Origin of the sequence: Fontibacillus phaseoli (genome assembly GCF_003337355.1) — a bacterium.
GTDB lineage: Bacteria > Bacillota > Bacilli > Paenibacillales > Paenibacillaceae > Fontibacillus > Fontibacillus phaseoli.
The window spans coordinates 14,519-31,502 of the sequence record NZ_QPJW01000001.1 but is presented as its reverse complement, the minus strand read 5'-3'; the positions used below and the strand labels follow the sequence as shown (position 1 = coordinate 31,502).

Here is a 16,984-nt window from a genome sequence, read left to right as displayed (position 1 = left end):
GTCTCATCCCCGGGCTTCCTCCGCTTCAAGCAGTTCCCGCACGGCTACGCTGACCATGATTAAGCCCACGACAGGCGGCACGAACGAATTGCTGGCCGGCGGCTGCTTGGCCTTGCGGATTTTCGCTCCGGCCGGCGCGATTTTCTCCGTTACATCTGCCCGCGGTTTAACCGGCTGTTCTGTGGAGAATACGACCTTGACACCCTTTTTGATCCCGTCTTCCCGCAGCTTGGTACGGATCACGCGAGCCATCGGGTCCATATGGGTTTTGGAAATATCGGCGACCTGGAACTTCGTCGGGTCCATCTTATTTGCAGCGCCCATGCTGGAGAGGATTGAAATCCCGCGTTTTCGGCATTCCTTGATCAGATGGATTTTGTAAATAATCGTATCCGAGGCGTCCAGCACATAGTCGATATCATATTTAAACAGTTCTTCATAGGTCTCATCGGTGTAAAACATATTCAAGGCGATCGTCTCGCACTCCGGATTGATCAGCTTGACCCTTTCGCACATCAGATCCGCTTTCTTCTGGCCGATCGTCGTCGTCAAGGCGTGAATCTGCCGGTTAATATTGGTGATATCGACAACGTCCTTATCGATCAGTATAATACGTCCGATTCCGGTTCGCGCCAGCCCTTCGACCGCCATAGCACCCACGCCGCCGATACCGAGCACCGCTACCGTACTCTTTTTTAAAACGTCGAGGCCATCGGCTCCAATGGCCAGCTCTGTCCGTGAAAATTGATGAAGCATGGTTTGCTACCTCCCAGATAGGTTTGGCTCATCCTTTTTGATAGGCCATTCATGTTTTAGCATCATCTGCAGAGATCCTGAGGTAAGGAGATCCAAGGGGAGCAGCTTAGCAGCCTGTCCGCAAAACCGGAATTAACCTTGACGATGAAATCCGCTCCTGCGTGATCGGTCAACTGCAGCTTAACATACAGATGATTGTCCTGTTTGTCATAATACCATCCCGACCGCCGTTCCTCAAGATGCCCCCAAGCTGAGGCCCTCGGAAATTCCGGAAATCCCGACCGGAATAAGTGACTCTCCGCTATGTAAGACTAAGTTTCAGGAGTTTGTCCCTGTTACGCACCTCGGATATTTGCCAATACAAATTTAAAAACGCGGGGGATTAATCCCCCGCGCTTCATCAGTATCATGTCTATTCAGTCCCGGATTTACTTTTTGTCTTCAACGGGCTTTTTGGCCAGCTTGATATGAAGCTGCTCCAATTGACGCGGATCCACTTCGGACGGTGCATTCATAAGCAGATCGGTGGCGCTTGCCGTTTTCGGGAAGGCGATCGTCTCCCGCAGATTCGAGCGTCCCGCCAGCAGCATGACCAGACGGTCCAAGCCGAAGGCGATGCCGCCGTGCGGAGGCGTACCGTACTCGAATGCATCCAGCAAATAACCGAACTTCTCTTGTGCCTCTTCAGGCGAAATTCCGATCGCATCGAACATTTTCTCTTGAATATCGCGCTTGTAAATCCGCATGGATCCGCCGCCTACTTCATAACCGTTCAATACGAGGTCATAGGCTTGCGCCAGAATCTGTCCAGGGTCGGTCTCGAACAAATGCAAATCTTCTTCGCGTGGACGGGTGAACGGATGGTGCTCCGCAACGTAACGTTTCTGTTCTTCGTCCCAGCCGAGCAACGGGAAGTCGACAACCCAGGCAAATTTATAAATATTATCGTCGATCAGGCCTAGCTGGCGGCCGATTTTCAAGCGAAGCGCGCCCAAAACGTCGGCAACCACTTTTTTGTTGTCCGCCGAGAAGAGCAGCAAGTCCCCTTCTTCAGCGCCCGTGCGTTCCTTGATAGCTTCGATTTCCTGCTCGGTGAAGAATTTGACGATCGGGCCCTTGAATTCCCCTTCCTTCACTTGAATCCACGCAAGTCCCTTCGCTCCGTAACGCGCCGCGAACGGACCGAGATCGTCGATGTCCTTCCGGCTCCAGGTACCGCAGCCTTTGGCATTCAGAACTTTCACTTCCCCGCCTTTTTCGATCACGGAAGCGAACACCTTCACGCCGCTGGCAGCCACGAGGTCGCTCACATTCACAAGCTCAAGACCGAAACGCAGGTCCGGTTTGTCCGAACCGTACTTGCCCATGGCATCGGCATAGCTGAGGCGCTGGAACGGCGTAGGAATATCGATCCCCTTCGTTTCCTTGAACAGGCGGACAACCAGCTTTTCCATCAAATCCAACAGCTCGTCCCGGCTGAGGAAGGAGGTCTCGATGTCGACCTGCGTAAACTCCGGCTGGCGGTCAGCGCGCAAATCCTCGTCCCGGAAGCAGCGGGCGATCTGATAGTAGCGTTCAACGCCGCTCACCATCAGCAGCTGTTTGTACAATTGCGGCGATTGCGGCAAAGCGAAGAATTCGCCGGGATGTACGCGGCTTGGCACGAGATAATCCCGAGCGCCTTCTGGCGAGCTCAACGTCAGGATCGGGGTTTCCACATCGATAAAGCCTTCGCCGTCCAGGAAATCGCGGAAGACTTTAGAAGCTTTGGAACGAAGCCAAAGCGTTTTTTGCATTTCCGGACGGCGCAGGTCCAGGTAACGGTATTTCAAGCGAAGCGATTCATCCACCTCGACGCCGTCTTCGATAAAGAACGGAGGCGTTTTAGCCGCATTCAGCACTTCGATCTCCGTAATTTGCACTTCGATTTCACCGGTCGGCAAATTCGGGTTGACGGTTTCGGTGTCCCGTTTTACAACTTTGCCGCTGACGGCAAGCACGTATTCGCTGCGCACTTTATCGGCGACTTGCAACGCTTCTCCTGAATAAGCCGGGTTGAAAACGATTTGGACGAGTCCGCTGCGATCTCGCAAATCAATAAACAGGACGCCCCCGAGATCGCGGCGGGTTTGAACCCAACCGTTTAGTGTTACGGTTTCTCCGATGTTTGCGGTGCTAAGTGTGCCGCATTGATGAGTACGTTTCATAACAGTTTGTAACTCCTTCGTAAATATATTTTTATAAAAACTTATATCCATTTCATGCGTTTATTTCAGTTCATTCACAAGTTCCGCAAGTTTAACGGTACGCTGTTCTCCGGTTTCCATCGATTTCAGCGCGATTTCCCCGCGCTCCAGCTCATCGTCTCCAAGAATGGCCGTATAACGGGCCTGCATGCGGTCGGCGGATTTCATCTGTGCTTTCATTTTACGGCCAAGGTAATCCCTCTCGGCAGAGAAGCCGGCTTTGCGCAAATGGAACAGCTGGGTCGTAATTTCCTTATCGGCGGCCTCCCCTAAGGCAACGAGATAAACGTCGAGCGGTTGGATGCCGCTCAACCCGATTTCCTGCTTCTCGAGAATGAGCGCGATCCGCTCCATGCCGAGCGCCATGCCGATGCCGGGCTGGTCGGGTCCTCCGACTTCGGCCACCAGGCCGTTGTACCGGCCGCCGCCTCCGATCGTGTCAATCGCGCCGATGCCCTGGGCTTTATATTCAAACGCGGTATGCGTGTAATAATCCAACCCGCGTACCAGCCGGTGATTGATGACATAATCCACTTCCATCGCCGTCAACAGTTCCTGAACCTTGGCAAAATGGGCGATGCATTCCTCATCAAGACTATCCAGAATCGACGGTGCCCCACCGAATTTGTCCTGATCGACCTTGCAGTCCAGCACCCGCAGCGGATTCCGTTCCATCCGGGACTGGCAGTCCTTGCACAGGCTGTCCTTCATCGGATTCAGGAAGGCCAGCAGCTTCTCGCGGTACGCCTCCCGGCTGGCCGGGTTGCCTACCGAGTTAATCTCCACTTTTACGTCTTTGAGACCAAGCTCGCGGCAATACTGAAAACCTAATGCCACAACTTCCGCATCGATTGCCGGATCGGTCGCCCCGAACGCCTCGACCCCGAACTGGTGGAACTGGCGCTGGCGTCCAGCCTGAGGTCGCTCATACCGGAACATGGGTCCGATATAGTATAGCTTGGTTACATCAGGCTCCCCGTACAGTTTATTTTCCACATAAGAACGGACGACGCCGGCTGTCCCTTCCGGTCGCAGCGTCATCCACCGCTCACCTTTGTCCTGGAAGGTATACATTTCCTTCTCCACGATGTCCGTCGTTTCGCCCACACCCCGTTCAAACAACGAAGTCTGTTCAAAAATCGGCGTCCGTATTTCCCGGTAATTAAAACGCCGGCACAGGTCCCGGGCCTTCTCTTCGATCAACTGCCATTTCTCCACAGTACCCGGCAGCAAATCCTGAGTACCCGTAGGTTTTTGAAACGCCATGTCCCCATCCTCCATCTTTTGCATTTATCGTTTTCTTCTTACATTAGCGTAAAAACACCCTGAAAAATAAAAAACTCCCGTTCCTGTTTAATTACAACAGGGACGAGAGATTGGATTTCCAATTTACCCGTGGTGCCACCCACATTCCGAATACCCAACTCATAGCTACAAACAGATCGAGTCATCTCGCCGATCTCTGCATGTGATGAAGTATTCGCTTCATAGCGGTGTAACGCCCGCCTGCGCCGTACGTCTACTTTGCCGGAGAAATTGCTGTCATAACTCCGCGCATTTTGCCGTCGGTTCTCGAGGAAGTCTTTCGTTCAATCATCACCGGAATCCTTCCAGCCAACCTTTTTCAGACTGCAATTCTCAAATGAATTGCCAAACCGTCAAGGCAGGAATTCCTCTCTGCGGGTGTGGGGTTAAAGTACTTTGTCCCGTCGTAGAATCGGTATGAAACTGTATATTTCCTGATTTTAAGGAATTGCAGTAACAAAGTCAAGTAAGAACAAAGAAAAAAACCTGCACCAACGGGGCACAGGTCCAAAGGTTATATAAAAAAGGGGGTCATGTTGTTATTATAAACAGGCTATGTTAAAGGAACATGAAACTAATATTACAGTTACATTACAAGAAATTGCGGAACCGGCTTTTTTGTTGCAAAAGGGCGGTGCCTTCAATCCAGATGTTCGACAAACGCCCCTTGCAAACGCAGTTTATGAACGATATCGTCATAATCCGCCTCCCTGACTTTGGCAGTCAATACATACTTCAAGTTTCTGTAATCATCATCACTTACACCAGTAACGTCGGTTACGGGATCCAGTTCCGAATCGAAATTGGGACGATCCCGTTCGGTATCGACTCGCTCGCCGTTGATTTTGCCGTCTTCGGCATCCTTGTCTCCCATCGCTACTACCGGCAGCACTCCTTGCGCGGATACGGTTCCCGGTATGCCTACGGCACCATACGTTCCGCCTGTGTTAACAGTTGTGCTGTTAACAGGGAGTAAGGGAACGAGAATATTGTGGCTTCTGCCGATCGAATGATCCAGCGAACTGACCTCAACCTGTTCCATTTCAAAGGGGAGCAAGCTTGTCCTTGCCCCTTCCGCCTGGTCTTCACTCCTGAAATACGCTTGAATATGCTTGGCCATGTTCAATCTCTCCTTTTTGAACTGCAAATATTTTCTTTCCAGTCCCAAGTGGTCTAGCCTTAAATAATCACTTGGCTCCCGACTGCAACTTTCCCAACAATTCCCGTACAAATGCGGGCTCGTCCTTCGGTGTTCGCGAAGTTACGAAGTTGCCGTCAACGACGACCTCCTCGTCGCGGAACTTTGCGCCTGCATTTACCATATCGTCCTGCAATGGCGGATAGCAGGTGATCGTTCTGCCCTTCAATAAACCGGCGCTAATCATAATTTGCGGACCATGGCAGATCGCGGCAATCGGCTTGCCGGATTTATCGGCGTTTGCGACAAATTCCAAAATCCCTAGGTCCAGTCTGAGATTTTCAGGGGAAGACCCGCCGGGAATAACCACGGCCTCGTAATCTTCCGCCTTCACCTCGGCGATTCCCTTATCTGCCGTATATTCGACCTTGCCTTGTTTGCCTTTTAAAGTTTCCCCGGCTTTAAGACCGATGATATCTGCCTCGTGACCGGCTTTCTTCACTTCATCGTATGGAACCTGCATTTCCGAATCTTCAAATTGGTTCGCAAGCAAAAAAGCTACTTTGCTCATGAGTTCGTTCTCCTCCCGGAAGTGTCTTTCGCTTGTTATTACCCGAATGGCCTTGCTTTATAACACAACAAAAAAGGCACCGGGTTTCCCTTTCCCCGATCCCTTTTTTTCTTCGCCTCTTTAGCTTCCCGGCCGGGGGACATATTCCCCCGAGGGTCTGATTTCCCGAACGGCCTTCAGTTCCTCGGCCTGTGCGGAGCGCGCCAGAGCCTGCGCTTCGTTTCGACCACCCGCGGTGAGCAAGGGAGACCCCTGCCAAATCCGCGATTTTAAAGATTGACGCATTGAGATCAGGAACTCCTTTATGCGGACGTTTTTCACAGCATACCCACAGGTTGTCCAATAAAAGAATCCCTTATCCCGTAAAGCAACCAAACTCAAACCAAGGGATGCTCCAAAATGAGCGTAACCGGCCCCCAATTCGTAAACTCCACATCCATATCGGCGCCGAATTTTCCGGTTTCCACAACCAGGTCTTTTTGACGAAGAAGTTCGTTAAACCGGTCATAAAGCGGGGCTGCGATATCCGGCTTCGCGGCGTTGGTAAAACTAGGGCGTTTGCCCTTCCGGCAGTCCCCGTACAGTGTAAACTGCGAAACCGACAAAATGGCTCCGCCGATCTCCGCTACACTGAGATTCATCTTACCGTCCTCGTCTTCAAAAATGCGTAATCCCGCGATTTTGTCGGCAAGGTATGCCGCATCCTTTTCGTTATCCCCATGCGTAATTCCTACCAGCAAAACGAGGCCTTGGCCGATGGACCCGATAGTTTCGTTACCGACCACCACCTTGCCTTTCTTACAGCGTTGGACCACTATTTTCATGCTGTTTTGCTCCTCATGTGCTGATGGGATGCTCCGGTTTCTTGCACGTTATTGCATAATCCGGTGCACCGTATAAACGTCTTTCACGCGCTTGATTCTTTCCACCACGGATTGCAGATGATCCGTATTCCGGATCAGAATCGTCATATGGACAAGCGCCATTTTATTTTTATCCGACCGTCCGGAAACCGCCGAAATATTCGTTTTGCTTTCCGACACGGCCTGAAGCACTTCGTTCAGGAAATTGCGCCGATCGTGTCCCGTAATCTCGATATCGACGCTGTAGTTGGCCTCAATGGCGCTTTCCCATTCCACATCGATGACGCGGGCTGCTTCCTCGTCGTCACTGCCGTTTGGAATGTTCGGACAGTCGCTGCGGTGTACGGAGACGCCGCGGCCACGCGTAATATAACCGACGATGTCGTCGCCTGGAACCGGATTGCAGCATCTGGCAAAGCGAACGAGCAGATTATCGATCCCTTTCACCACAACACCGTTCGTCGGACGCTGCTTCCGCTCTTCCGGCGCAGCTTTGACTTCCTTCACTTCCGAAGTAAGCTCGATCGAGTTGCTCTCTTCCTGTTCTTTGCGGAGCTTCTCCGTCAGTTTCGTCGTGATCTGAGCGGCGGTAATACCGCCAAAGCCGACTGCGGACAGCATGTCGTCGATATCGTTGAAGGCGAACTTTTTGCAGGCTTCCATCAGCTTGTCATCGGACATCCAGGCGGACGGTTCAATGCCTGCACGTTTCAGCTCGCGCTCGATCGCTTCGCGTCCCTTTTCAACATTTTCCTCCCGCTTCTCCTTCTTGAACCACTGCTTGATTTTGCTGCGGGCATGGGAGGACTGGGCGATTTTGAGCCAGTCTTGGCTCGGCCCGTAAGAATGTTTGGACGTCAGAATTTCGATGATATCCCCGGTCTTCAGTCTGTGATCCAGGGGAACGATCCGGCCGTTCACCTTGGCGCCGATCGTCCGGTTGCCGACTTCGGTATGAATCCGGTAGGCAAAATCCAAAGGCACCGATCCCGAAGGCAGCTCGATCACTTCGCCGGATGGAGTAAACACGAACACCAAATCCGTGAAAAAATCCATTTTAAGCGACTCCACGAATTCCGATGCATCCTTGGCCTCGTGCTGGAGTTCCAAAATTTCGTTGAAAAAGGTCATTCTTTTCTCAGGACCGCCGCTTTCCGGACCTTCCTTATAAGCCCAGTGCGCCGCAATCCCGTATTCTGCGGTCCGGTGCATCTCCCAGGTGCGGATTTGCACTTCGGTCGGCTCGCCATTAGGTCCCACAACCGTTGTGTGCAACGACTGGTACATATTGGCCTTCGGCATGGCTATATAATCCTTAAAGCGGCCAGGCATCGGTTTCCATAATGTATGAATAATGCCCAAAGTCGCATAGCAATCCTTAATATTGTCGACAATAACCCGAATCGCGAGCAGATCATAAATCTCATTGAACTGTTTGTTTTTTGTGGTCATCTTCTTATAGACGCTATAGATATGCTTGGGACGGCCCAATAAATCGGCTTCGACCCCCATCTCATCCAGCTTCTCGGAAATGCGTGCAATGACGCTATCGATATATTCTTCGCGTTCCGCTCTTTTTTTCCGCATCAAATTAGCGATCCGGTAATATTGCTGCGGATTCAAGTACCGGAGCGCAATATCTTCCATCTCCCATTTGATCGCCGATATCCCGAGCCGATTTGCAATCGGACAAAAAATTTCCAGCGTTTCATACGCGATGCGCCGCTGGCTCTCCTCGGATTGATATTTCAACGTACGCATATTGTGGAGACGGTCCGCAAGCTTAATGACAATGACGCGGATGTCCTGCGCCATAGCGATGAACATTTTCCGGTAATTCTCATTTTGCTGTTCTTCCTTGGACTGGAACTTGATCCGTTCCAGTTTGGTCAACCCGTCGACAAGCATGGCGCAGTCTTGGCCGAAATGCTCTTCAATTTCCTTCAGGGAAACGGTTGTGTCCTCTACAACGTCATGAAGCAACGCAGCAATAATGGACAAGATATCCATCTGCATATTGACGACAATTTCCGCAACCGCTAAAGGATGCAGAATATATGGTTCCCCGGATTTGCGCACTTGTCCGTGATGGGCCTGCTCCGCGAAATCATAGGCTTCCCGAATGTGCTCCAGGTCCGGTTGTTTTATATAGGCCGACGCCTTTTCAAGTAATCGCTCTATGCCCATTGAATCCTGCTCGATTCCTTTCTATAATCCCCAATTTTGATTTCCTATAATTATGACTCTTGCGCCTTCTTCCGTCAACTCTTAGCCATGGTATGTTGCGAAAAAGCAGACCGTTACCAGCCCTGTTCACAAATAACCCCGTGAGCCCTTTCCATGTATGCTGGTATTTTCTTTAGGAGAATTTGTAGAATAAACCCGCTCTTTATAAATTTTTATGTTGTAAAATGACTGCAATCTAATTAATCTATTAAGGATAGTTATCATTAACCGTGAAAAAATAGAGGAGTGACCTTGTTTGCAGCGCGAAATCCAAGTTAATGAAAAAGTTTCTTTAGGACCCGGCGTCCTGCTGAGTTTGCAGCATCTATTCGCCATGTTCGGCAGCACCGTGCTTGTGCCGAATCTGTTCGGGGTCGATCCCGGCATGATTCTGCTGATGAACGGTATCGGAACCCTGCTTTACATTTTCATCTGTAGAGGAAAAATCCCCGCTTACCTCGGCTCCAGCTTTGCTTTCATTTCCCCGGTAACTTTGGTTCTGGTTGCACATCCCGATAACGGTTATTCGCTGGCACTGGGTGCCTTCATCGTGACCGGCGTCATCTTCGTATTGGTCGGATTGGTGGCCAAGTATGCCGGCACGTCCTGGATCGATGTCGTGTTCCCGCCGGCAGCCATGGGCGCCATCGTGGCCTTGATCGGTCTCGAACTGATTCCGGTAGCCGCCGGCATGGCAGGATGGATCTCGAAAAACCCTGCCCAGGCATGGACACCGGACTCAACCAGCATCTTGTTGTCCTTGGTTACCCTCGGTGTCACCGTGCTCGGTGCCGTCCTGTTCCGCGGTTTTCCAAAAATCATTCATATCCTGATCGGAATTGTGGTCGGTTACGTCCTTGCGTATATACTTGGAGAAGTGAATACCACAGCCATTGCTGAAGCCAATTGGTTCTCGCTCCCTACCGTTACTACACCGCAATGGGATATTTCCGCAATCATCACCATTATCCCGGTTGCCCTGGTCGTAATTGTCGAGCACATCGGGCATTTGCTTGTAACGAGCAACATCGTAGGTAAAGATCTATCCAAAGATCCCGGTCTGCACCGCTCGTTGTTCGGGAACGGGATATCGACCATCCTGTCCGGCTTCGTCGGTTCCACTCCCAATACCACTTACGGCGAAAATATCGGGGTCATGGCGTTGACAAAGGTCTATTCCATCTTCGTCATCGGCGGTGCAGCCATTTTTGCGATTCTGCTATCTTTCTCGGGCAAATTTTCCGCGATCATCGCCTTTATTCCGGAGCCGGTCATGGGCGGTGTATCCCTGCTTCTGTTCGGAGTCATCGCGGCTTCTGGTCTGCGGATCTTTGTAGAGCAAAAGGTCGATTTCTCCAAACCGACCAATATGCTGCTCGCGACGATTGTTCTGGTCATCGGACTCAGCGGAACCAAGCTGACTATGGGCCATATCGAACTGAAAGGGATGGCTTTGGCCACCATCGTCGGCATCGTGCTCAGCTTGTTCTTTAAATTGATTCAAGTGCTTGGCTGGTCCAATGATAAGGATGAAGCGGCTCACTAAGCCGCTGTAAATAAAAAGGCTGTCTCTCAAGTTTAACCTTGAGGACAGCTTCTTTATTTACAGTTCATGTAATTAATAATCGTAATGTACCAGGGTGAATACATCGATACCCGGCAGCTTTGCACGTCCGTTCAGTTCGCCGAGCTCGATCAGGAAGGCGGTTCCGACTACATTTCCCCCAAGCTGACGGACAAGATTGACCGAAGTGGAGATCGTACCTCCCGTAGCGAGAAGATCATCGGCGATCAGGATATTTTGCCCCGGCTTGATGGCATCGCTGTGCATGGCAAGCGTGTCCTTACCGTATTCGAGATCGTATCCTACCTCAATGGTTTCATAAGGCAATTTGCCGCTTTTGCGGATAGGGACAAATCCTACGCCCAGGGCATAAGCCAGCGGTGCACCGACAACGAAGCCGCGGGCTTCCGGGCCGGCGATCAGATCGATCTTCAGATCGGAAACGAGCTCTTTCAACTGGTCGATCGCCAGACGGTACTTCTCCCCGTCGTTCAATAAGGTTGTAATGTCCTTAAAGCTGATGCCTGGTTGCGGGAAATCGGGAATAACCCGGATATAGTCTTTGAAATCCAATAAAATCTCCTCCTAGAAAATATGCAAAGCTTAATAAGTATATGGTTATGAAGCCCCTTGTGTCCGGACTTGCATCCATTCCGTAATCTGCGGAACCTGTGCATGCAGCAGAATCCGTTCCATTTCTGCCAGCCGCCCCAGTTCTCTGTACCTCGTTGAGGTTTCCAATTCGCGCTTGGACGGGGATGACGTCACTGTTACTATTCCCGAAGTTCTCGCAATAAAGCCAAGTTCCTCAAAAACGTCCAATATCAGGATAAGCATGCGTCCGGACAAGGAGGTGCGAGCTTTTAGCGCGGTAATTAAATCTTCTTCTCTAAGACCCTCGGGAGCAAGGCTTCTAAGAAGGGCGTATACGTTTTTGAATTTGTCCCGGGATGGTGGTTCTATCAATTCCTGAACCGGAGTTTTCGGATGGAGTAAATATACTCTTTCCAGCGAACCGAACAAGGACAGCATGCCGTTCCATTCCACAGGGGATTCCGGCATTTCCAAAATAAACAGCGTTTTGATATCCTCAGCCCTCTTCGGATCCGATTCGGAATCCGCCGGACTAACGCCGACTCTCCTATCATATACCCATATTGCGGGTTCATTCAAATCGTCATGTCCCTTTAGGAACGGAGAGCCAGGATTCGCCACAGCCGCCGCCGTCCCCGGTCCGCAAAAATTCCATTTTGCCAGATTGCTTCCCAGTTCGTTCATTTTGACGACGGGACTTCGTGAGCCGCGGTAATCATAGACCTGCATATGGGAAACGCCCAAATCCTGAATCAATAACTGCGGTTTGCGGGAACCGTTCCATTCGTTAATGCTTGCTTCCGCTATGATATCAAGGACCGCTTCTTCCGATAGCAGGAAATCCAAATCACCTTTCCCAAAGGCAACCGCTTCCACCGTTTTCCCGTTTTGGCTTATCGTTAGCCGCAAATGCTTGCCGTCCTTGCCCATCTGCCTGGATTCGATCAGTTTCACGCCGCGGATCAGCAACCGTGGACAAGGATTTTCCATTCCGAATGGAGCCAGCAGCTCCATTTGCTCAATGACCGGAAGGGTAATCTCTTGCAGGGAGCATTCCAGGTCACTTCGCATGACCGGCATAAAATGCTCCGGCTGCAGTACCCCGGACGCGAATTCGTTCAGACGCCGGTCGAAGTCGGCAAGCGACTCCCGGTTCAAGGACATCCCTGCCGCTGCAGGATGACCGCCGAAATGGTCCAGTAAATCGGCGCAATGCGTTAACGCCTCATAAATATCCAGGCCCGGGATGGACCGGGCGGAGCCTTTACATTCCCCAGTCTCCGAGTTAATGCCCAATACGAGTGTGGGGCGATAATACCGTTCCAGAATTTTCGAGGCAACGATGCCGACTACGCCGACGTTCCATCCTTCCCCCGCGACGACGATCACATCCGGAAGCCGTCCGGCGGCCTCCTTCGCTTCCAACTCAACCATCGCCTCTTGAACGATGGCCTCGACCAATGCTTGACGCTGCTTGTTCATGAGATCCAGATCAAGGGCAGCCCGCTCGGCCTCTTCCAAGCTTTGGGTGGTCAGCAGTTCCACCGCTGCACTGGCATGACTCATCCGCCCGCTGGCATTGATGCGCGGGGCGAGGCCGAAGGCAATGTTGGTAGCCGTCACTTCGCCGGATTTCCAGCCAGCGGTGCGAAGCAGTGCTGTCATTCCCGGAAAAGCAGAGTGCATCATGGATGCCAGCCCGTAAGTGACAATGACTCTGTTCTCGCCGGTAAGCGGCATCAAATCTGCGATCGTTCCGAGTGCTGCCAATTCGGTCCATTCCCGTGGAACTTCACTGCCCAGCAAAGCCACGGCCAGTTTATAGGCAACCCCGACGCCCGCCAATCCCTTAAAGGGATAAGGACAATAGGGAAGCTTTGGATTAATAAGTGCATAAGCAGCCGGAAGAACGGCCGGAGGCTCATGGTGATCGGTCACGATCACGTCCATTCCTGCACTTGAGGCGTAGGCGATTTGCTCGACGGCGCTGATCCCGGTATCGACCGTAACCACTAGCGTTACTCCGCGCTCCCTGGCTTGCTCCAGAGCGTGAATATGCAGTCCGTAACCTTCCTTGGAGCGATGGGGAATGTAATATTCGAAGTCGGCTTGCAAATGTCGCATAAGATGGATCATCAATGAGGTTGAAGAAACTCCGTCCGCATCATAATCCCCGTAAACTAAAATGCGCTCCCCGTCGTCAACCGCCTGCCTGATGCGGGGGACCGCTTCTGCCATGCCGCTCAAAAGGAACGGATCATGCAAATCTTCCATCGTGCCTTTAAGGAAACGGGAGGCTGCCTGCGGATCTTCCATCCCCCGCGTAACCATTAACGCAGCCAAAATCGGAGGAATGTCCAATTGCTGCGCAAGTCTGGAAGCAACGTCTTTATCGCAAGGGAGCGTCTTCCATTGGTATTTCGGCTGAAGCAAAATTACACACCTTCTTTCTCGACCGCCCAATATTACTACTGGATTAAGGTTGGCAAGTCTTCGCCGGACCCCTCGCAGTTACTTTTATAAGGATAACCGGGATCATAGGGCAACACTTGAATGCTCACGTCACTGATATGTGAGAAACGGTTCATGAGCAGTACTTTCGCCCGGCTCGCGATTTCATTCGCTTCCATGACGGTAATTCGGGGATTCACGCTGATTCTAGCCGCTATCGTCACATAATGACCGTTTTCCTGAGCTATCAACTCGTCTACGGTAATGACTCCATGCACCCTTTGGACGGTTTCGATAAAGCGCGTGGCGTCTTCCTCCTGAATTACGGAAATCAAAGAGCCGTATACGGATCCGCGCACCATCCGGTATACCCGCCAAAGCACCAGGCATGCCACAAACAGCGCTACAACCGGATCCAGATAGAGCAAAACCGGCAATTCCATCGCTTGTCCGGTCATCGTACCAAACACGCCGATCAAGACGGCGACAGATGAATACCAGGAATAACGGTGTGTTTCAATGAGAAATCGCGTATGCTCTCCCGACTGTTTCCGCGCTTGGCGATACTGATATTGAAACAGTGCTTCTTTAAGAGCTATGGATATTACAATGGCGACCCCGGCCATATAGCCCGGCGGGACAAGTTCTCCTTTTGAAACAGCGGCAATCGAAGAGATGCCCATCTGGAAGCTTCCCATCAGCAAAAAAACGGACAGGAAAATAACCAGCAGCGGCTCTTTAACCCCTCCAGGTAAAGATCTCGAATGAGTCATTTTTCCTTTCATGGATTGCCGGTTAAATTTGAGTTTATCCGACACCATCGCAGCTGCATCTGAAGCCGAATACAAAGCGTCAGCCAGCAAAGCCCGGCTGTCAAACAGCAGACCCACCGTGCCCTTGAAAGCGGCCAAGACAATATGATTGGCAATGCCGAGCCAATCAGCGGAAGCGGCTGGAGCGGCTTGTTCGCGTGACATATGAATCCTCCTGAAGCACTTTTTAAAAAATCCCTGCAAATTAATGCTATGAGCTATTAACATATAGAATCGTAAAGCCGCGTCCATTTCGACGCGGCTCTACCATGCCAAACAAAAGGCAAAATGGCCTTATATAGGTTTTTAGGATGCTTTGGCCGGCTTATTTTTTTGTTTGCTCTTAAGAACGAACCACAGCGGGCTGGCGATGAAAATAGTTGAATATGCGCCGAACAGAAGCCCGATGACCATAGCCAGCGAGAACATCCGGATCGACTCCCCGCCAAGCAAGAACAGGAAGAACGCGGCGATAAAGACCGTCAAAGCGGTGTAAATGGACCGCATAATCGTCTGGGATATACTTTTGTTCACGAGATCGGCCAAATCGCTTGTCGACTTCAGCTTGCTGAAACGCAAGTTTTCGCGAATCCGGTCAAAGATAACGATCGTGTCATTAATGGAGTAACCGATGATGGTTAAAACGGCAATAATGAATGTCAGATCGACTTCGAAGCGGAAAATGGAGAAAACCGCGACGACCAAGAAAGCGTCATGCAGCAAAGATACGATCGCAGCCACCGCGAAGCGCCATTCAAACCGGATACTGACATAGATGATAATGCCAAGGCAAGAAATCAGCACGGCATAGATGGCATTTCTGGCCAATTCCTTCGCCATTTCGGGATCCACTGTATTGACTTCAAACGAAGCCGACTCGTCAAGCTTCGTAATTTCCTGTTTCAACTGGGATTCATGATCCTCGTTAAGAACATTAGTGAAGCGGATAGTCATACGGTCATCGCCCGGACTTACCAATGTCCCTTCCGCAATGCCGAGTTTTTCCAGAACCGGATGGATCTGTTCCTCCGTCAGCTTTTGGGAAGTCGTAATATCCACATTGGAACCGGCTCGGAAATCAACGCTGTAATTCAATCCGAACAAGGACAGGCAAATGATCCCGATGATCGTCAATGCGATCGAGACCATGTAGCAGTATTTACTTATATGAACAAAATTGAAGCTTTTCACGTTTTTATTAAAGCTCACGGATTTCACTCTCCTTTACACCGAAGTATTTCGGCTTCGACAATTTCCCTGCCTTAACCAGCAGGTTTAGAAGCCAACGGGAGAGGTAAACATTCGTAGCGATACTGAGCACGATTTCCACAATCAGGACAAGCGCAAAGCCTTTGACGGCACCGGTCCCGAACCAGTACATGACAGCCGCAACGATGATGGTCGTAATATTCGAGTCCAGTACGGTGCGCAAAGAATGCTTGTCCCCGGCTTTGACGGCGGACATGATGCTTTTACCGGTCCGCATTTCTTCATGGATCCGTTCGTTGGTAATGATATTGGCATCCACGGCCATCCCGATCCCGAGAATGAATGCCGCGATCCCCGGCAAAGTCAAGGTGAAGTCAGCCCATACAAACACTAGAATGAGCAGCCAAGTATGAACGATCAGAGTAAATGCGGCCACCAGACCGGGAACCCGGTACATACCGACCATGAACAACAAAATGAACACCGAGGCAATCAAGCCGGCTTCAATGGTTTGGTCTAGCGATTGCTTCCCTAGCGTTGCGCCGACGCTCTGCGAGTATTTCTCGGTAAGCTTGAGCGGCAGGGCGCCTAGGTTGATTTGATCTCTCAGTTCCTTGGCTTTATCAAGATCGCCGCCCACGCTGATCGAGGCGGTTCCGTCCGTGAGGACAGCCTGTACCACAGGGTCGGAGACCAATGTATCATTCATAAAGATCGCCAGCGGTTGACCGAGTAAACGCTTGGTCACTTCGGCAAATTTGTCTTTACTCTTTACTTTGATACTAACGAGGGGTTCACTCATCTGGCCAAATTCCAGTTTGGCCCCATTTTCTGTAAAGTCCGTACCGATCATTTCGATTTTGTTGTATTCGTCGGCGGTCTTCTCCGTTCCGTCTTTACTGCGGAAAGTGAGCGAAGCCGGTTCTTTCATTTGTTTGCGGACTTCGGCTTCGTCCGTTACGCCAGCCAGTTTGAGACGAATGCGGTTCGTGCCTTCGGTCGTAACCTCAGGTTCGCTGGTCCCCAGTTTGTTTGCCCGTTCTTCAAGGCTTTGGGCTGTCTTGAGTAATGACTCCTTGGATACTTTTGCTCCGCCTTCCATCGGCGTCGCTTCATACAAAATCTCAAATCCGCCTTTTAAATCAAGGCCGAGATGTACATTGTTCAGCAAGCCGGGGGTTGACCAGGCCATAATGCCGACAGAGACAACCACGACGGTTATGAATGCGATGATTCTTTTCATCCCGTA

General features: G+C 51.1%; 14 protein-coding genes. 1 reads left to right on the top strand and 13 read right to left on the bottom strand.

Annotated features, from left to right (window positions below; all coding sequences use genetic code 11):
* Positions 1 to 3: 3 nt before the first annotated feature.
* From DFP94_RS00200 to DFP94_RS00165, 8 genes are all read right to left on the bottom strand, one after another.
* The gene (locus tag DFP94_RS00200; protein WP_114494452.1) at positions 4 to 756 is read right to left on the bottom strand and encodes a tRNA threonylcarbamoyladenosine dehydratase; all 753 of its coding nucleotides are present in this window, start codon (positions 754 to 756) and stop codon (positions 4 to 6) included.
* Between the two features lie 428 nt (positions 757 to 1,184).
* Positions 1,185 to 2,963, bottom strand: coding sequence for an aspartate--tRNA ligase (aspS, locus tag DFP94_RS00195; protein WP_114494451.1), 1,779 nt, complete (start codon positions 2,961 to 2,963; stop codon positions 1,185 to 1,187).
* Between the two features lie 60 nt (positions 2,964 to 3,023).
* Positions 3,024 to 4,268 carry a histidine--tRNA ligase gene (hisS, locus tag DFP94_RS00190; RefSeq protein WP_114494450.1) on the bottom strand — a complete coding sequence of 415 codons (1,245 nt, stop codon included), beginning with the start codon at positions 4,266 to 4,268 and terminating at the stop codon, positions 3,024 to 3,026.
* 679 nt (positions 4,269 to 4,947) lie between these two features.
* Entirely contained in the window at positions 4,948 to 5,427 is a 480-nt protein-coding gene (locus tag DFP94_RS00185; protein ID WP_114494449.1) for a hypothetical protein, read from the bottom strand.
* 67 nt (positions 5,428 to 5,494) lie between these two features.
* Positions 5,495 to 6,016: a type 1 glutamine amidotransferase domain-containing protein gene (locus DFP94_RS00180; protein WP_114494448.1), complete on the bottom strand. Its 522-nt coding sequence runs from the start codon at positions 6,014 to 6,016 to the stop codon at positions 5,495 to 5,497.
* A gap of 120 nt (positions 6,017 to 6,136) precedes the next feature.
* The gene (locus DFP94_RS25315) at positions 6,137 to 6,301 is read right to left on the bottom strand and encodes a hypothetical protein (protein ID WP_181872975.1); all 165 of its coding nucleotides are present in this window, start codon (positions 6,299 to 6,301) and stop codon (positions 6,137 to 6,139) included.
* Between the two features lie 92 nt (positions 6,302 to 6,393).
* Positions 6,394 to 6,840 carry a D-aminoacyl-tRNA deacylase gene (gene dtd, locus DFP94_RS00170; protein WP_114494446.1) on the bottom strand — a complete coding sequence of 149 codons (447 nt, stop codon included), beginning with the start codon at positions 6,838 to 6,840 and terminating at the stop codon, positions 6,394 to 6,396.
* A gap of 48 nt (positions 6,841 to 6,888) precedes the next feature.
* Positions 6,889 to 9,066, bottom strand: a complete 2,178-nt coding sequence (locus DFP94_RS00165; protein WP_114494445.1) for a RelA/SpoT family protein — start codon at positions 9,064 to 9,066, stop codon at positions 6,889 to 6,891.
* A 295-nt stretch (positions 9,067 to 9,361) separates the two neighbouring features.
* Here DFP94_RS00165 and uraA point away from each other — a divergent pair, with 295 nt between their 5' ends.
* On the top strand, positions 9,362 to 10,651 hold the full coding sequence (uraA, locus tag DFP94_RS00160; protein WP_114494444.1) for a uracil permease: 1,290 nt from the start codon (positions 9,362 to 9,364) through the stop codon (positions 10,649 to 10,651).
* Between the two features lie 72 nt (positions 10,652 to 10,723).
* Here uraA and DFP94_RS00155 read toward each other — a convergent pair whose 3' ends face one another.
* The 5 genes from DFP94_RS00155 to secD all read right to left on the bottom strand — a co-directional run bounded on the left by DFP94_RS00155 (position 10,724) and on the right by secD (position 16,978).
* Entirely contained in the window at positions 10,724 to 11,242 is a 519-nt protein-coding gene (locus DFP94_RS00155) for an adenine phosphoribosyltransferase (RefSeq protein ID WP_114494443.1), read from the bottom strand.
* Between the two features lie 45 nt (positions 11,243 to 11,287).
* Positions 11,288 to 13,696 (bottom strand): single-stranded-DNA-specific exonuclease RecJ, encoded by a 2,409-nt coding sequence (gene recJ, locus DFP94_RS00150; RefSeq protein ID WP_114494442.1) that lies wholly within the window; start codon positions 13,694 to 13,696, stop codon positions 11,288 to 11,290.
* A 35-nt stretch (positions 13,697 to 13,731) separates the two neighbouring features.
* Entirely contained in the window at positions 13,732 to 14,691 is a 960-nt protein-coding gene (locus tag DFP94_RS00145) for a cation diffusion facilitator family transporter (protein WP_114494441.1), read from the bottom strand.
* Positions 14,692 to 14,832: 141 nt separating this feature from the next.
* A complete protein-coding gene (secF, locus tag DFP94_RS00140; protein WP_114494440.1) occupies positions 14,833 to 15,735 on the bottom strand; it encodes a protein translocase subunit SecF in 903 nt (300 codons plus the stop codon).
* The gene (gene secD, locus DFP94_RS00135) at positions 15,725 to 16,978 is read right to left on the bottom strand and encodes a protein translocase subunit SecD (RefSeq protein WP_114494439.1); all 1,254 of its coding nucleotides are present in this window, start codon (positions 16,976 to 16,978) and stop codon (positions 15,725 to 15,727) included. Before secD ends, secF begins: the two co-directional genes overlap by 11 nt.
* Positions 16,979 to 16,984: the final 6 nt, after the last annotated feature.

What these genes read in the sequence shown, in the direction of transcription:
- DFP94_RS00145 (WP_114494441.1), bottom strand. Translation starts at nt 14,691, where the DNA reads ATGTCACGCGAACAAGCCGCTCCAGCCGCTTCCGCTGATTGGCTCGGC.
- DFP94_RS00165 (WP_114494445.1), bottom strand. Translation starts at nt 9,066, where the DNA reads ATGGGCATAGAGCGATTACTTGAAAAGGCGTCGGCCTATATAAAACAA.
- secD (WP_114494439.1), bottom strand. Translation starts at nt 16,978, where the DNA reads ATGAAAAGAATCATCGCATTCATAACCGTCGTGGTTGTCTCTGTCGGC.
- dtd (WP_114494446.1), bottom strand. Translation starts at nt 6,840, where the DNA reads ATGAAAATAGTGGTCCAACGCTGTAAGAAAGGCAAGGTGGTGGTCGGT.
- DFP94_RS00185 (WP_114494449.1), bottom strand. Translation starts at nt 5,427, where the DNA reads ATGGCCAAGCATATTCAAGCGTATTTCAGGAGTGAAGACCAGGCGGAA.
- DFP94_RS00180 (WP_114494448.1), bottom strand. Translation starts at nt 6,016, where the DNA reads ATGAGCAAAGTAGCTTTTTTGCTTGCGAACCAATTTGAAGATTCGGAA.
- hisS (WP_114494450.1), bottom strand. Translation starts at nt 4,268, where the DNA reads ATGGCGTTTCAAAAACCTACGGGTACTCAGGATTTGCTGCCGGGTACT.
- DFP94_RS25315 (WP_181872975.1), bottom strand. Translation starts at nt 6,301, where the DNA reads ATGCGTCAATCTTTAAAATCGCGGATTTGGCAGGGGTCTCCCTTGCTC.
- DFP94_RS00200 (WP_114494452.1), bottom strand. Translation starts at nt 756, where the DNA reads ATGCTTCATCAATTTTCACGGACAGAGCTGGCCATTGGAGCCGATGGC.
- aspS (WP_114494451.1), bottom strand. Translation starts at nt 2,963, where the DNA reads ATGAAACGTACTCATCAATGCGGCACACTTAGCACCGCAAACATCGGA.